The following is a 1,878-nucleotide window of genomic DNA, read 5'->3' on the forward strand; positions in this document are numbered from 1 at the left end:
GCACCGACCCGCACCCCGGGGTCTACGCCTAAGCCAGCACGACAGGCTTCCAAAAGAAACCAATCCGACGTCAGTAGTCCGGATAAGAAGACGCGGACGAGTTGGCGCATGAGTGGTTCGGGATCCGCGACGAGATCAGCTTCCGCGGCGATGCGGCGTCATCGATCGAGGCCAGGATCCATTGTTCTGTCGTGGGCCGGCGGCGTATCTCCATGGTCCGCAGCGGCGATGCGCTGTTGATGCGGACCTGGACCCGCCACACGGCCACGTCCACGACGGCCGCGCCGACGGGCACCCTTGGCTGGGTCTCCCACCAGGGCTCGCGTTCGAACCAGCGCACGGGATCCGCGGCTACCGCCCACACGTGCCCGTCATAACGGATCGCAAGGGGTTCCCCGGCCAGGGTGAATCGAACGTCCACCGGGGCCGCCGGTTTGGCCTCACTCTGTACTGCTGTCACGCTTCGTTCGCTCTCCCAAGGTTCTGTTCACTGCTGATTTTCGTGTCACTGCCGAGGCCCATACCCATGTCGAACGCAGCAGCGGCCCGTCCTGCCATGAGACCTGCACCGCTTTCGCGGTCCAGGAATGGGCTAGTCCGTCCACGAGCTCGGAGCAGTCCTGAAACCGGATCCAGGCCCGCACGGGGATCCCGTGCACGTCCGTTTTGGAGGGCATGTTCTCGAAGTCCAGTTCCTCAGTTGTCAGTCCTATGGGCTGCGCACGCCGGGCATACCGCGCCTGAAGCCGTTTGAACTGGTCACGGTCCATACCACACCTTTAGAACTTATCTACTATCAACACTCGTAACAGTAGAACGCATATTCGAATCATACCGCTGTTTCAGTGTGGGGTCAGGGTCTGACAATCCGGGATGCACCAGCTGCAGCGCGACTAATGTACTCACTCCCGGGGCCGGGCCCGGAGTGTTGGTGCAGGCTCGCGGGGCTCGCCCTGGGCTCCGCTGCGCTGCACCCAGAGAATGGCCGTCCGCTCCCGCTCCCGCCTGCTTGGGTCCAGGCCCGGGCGTCGCAGAGCTCCGCCGGTCCCGGCCCTGTTGTCTACGTCTTCGACGCTTTTTGGTTGCTGTCCTTCGGATTCTAGGCGTCCGCTCCACCCCGTCTAGCCCCTCCCTCGTCGGGCCTGCGGCCCAGGAATTGCCCCAACGCGCTCGTTCCTCGCTTATTTCGCCGGAGAATTTCCCGGTCCTTGCCCTGCGGGTAGACAGGGCTCCGTCGGCCGCCGAGCAAGCGAGCTTGCCAGCAACCAAAAAACAACGGGGGAGTCAGGGAGCAGCTGGCACGGTTACGCCGTCCCCTCACCCCCACGTCTCGGCCAAAAAAGGACAGAAACCATGAACGCGATCACCACCGCAACGATCACCACGCAGGACACCGCCGAAGTTCTCTTCAACGTCCCGGTGTTGGGGGATTACCACATGCACACCGGCTACGACTGGATGGAGGACATCGAACCCGCTGGCTGGGTTGTCCTCCCCTCGTGGGGCTGCGACGGCTGGGACGTTGGCCAGTGGCCTTATGTGATGCTGGCGCTGCTGCGCACGAACGACGCCGAGGGTGAACTGTTCGTCATGGCCCCCTACACCGAGGGCGACGTGCACACCACGTACTACCGGTCCCAGTCGGCCCAGTGGGCAGCGATCACCGCCTACGCCTTCTGGCAGTGGAAGAACGGCCAGGCAGAGGGCCCCGAGGACCTCCCGGAAACGCTCGAGGAACTGCCAGCCAAGTACTGCACCCCGTGTACGGTCACCGGCCACTAACCGGAATTTGTCAAATCAATTGAGACGTAGTCGTGGTTGTTAATGCATCGAGGGCTCCGCTCTTTTCGCCGGGTCGTTGATCGCCGCCTTCAGCGG

General features: G+C 63.3%; 2 protein-coding genes. One reads left to right on the forward strand and one right to left on the reverse strand.

Translation table 11 applies throughout. The annotated features are described in order from the left end of the window. Positions 1-70 precede the first annotated feature (70 nt). Positions 71-460, reverse strand: a complete 390-nt coding sequence (locus ABIB49_RS19210; protein ID WP_354157653.1) for a hypothetical protein — start codon at positions 458-460, stop codon at positions 71-73. An 893-nt stretch (positions 461-1,353) separates the two neighbouring features. On the opposite strand from ABIB49_RS19210, the gene ABIB49_RS19215 reads away from it, so the two are divergent. Further along, positions 1,354-1,782, forward strand: coding sequence for a hypothetical protein (locus ABIB49_RS19215; protein WP_354157654.1), 429 nt, complete (start codon positions 1,354-1,356; stop codon positions 1,780-1,782). Positions 1,783-1,878: the final 96 nt, after the last annotated feature.

Origin of the sequence: Arthrobacter sp. UYCu512 (assembly GCF_040547075.1) — a bacterium.
In the GTDB taxonomy this organism is placed as follows: domain Bacteria; phylum Actinomycetota; class Actinomycetes; order Actinomycetales; family Micrococcaceae; genus Arthrobacter.